1 pseudogene is annotated in these 242 nt (G+C 66.5%); it reads left to right on the top strand.

Going from position 1 to position 242, the window contains the following annotated elements:
• Positions 1-17: 17 nt before the first annotated feature.
• Positions 18-242 (top strand): annotated as a pseudogene (locus FEI13_RS18995) (hypothetical protein); the annotation flags it as partial.

The raw sequence follows: 242 nt of genomic DNA, 5'->3' as shown, positions 1-242 counted from the left end.
ACCAGCTGGAAAAGTCGGTGGGCGTGCAACTGGTGCGCCGCACCACGCGCCGGGTAGAGCCGACCGAGGTGGGCCTGCGCCTGTACGCGCATGGCCGCGCCATTCAAAACGAGATGCTGGCCGCGCGCGAAACCATTGCCACGCTGGGCCAAGGGCTACAGGGCCGCGTGGGCCTGAGCGTGCCCAGCGGTTACGGGCAGATGGTGATGTCTGACTGGCTGATCGACTTCAAGCGCCTGTAC

The organism is Halomonas urmiana (assembly GCF_005780185.1).
Lineage (GTDB): Bacteria > Pseudomonadota > Gammaproteobacteria > Pseudomonadales > Halomonadaceae > Halomonas > Halomonas urmiana.
This window is presented reverse-complemented; position numbering and strand designations above follow the sequence as displayed.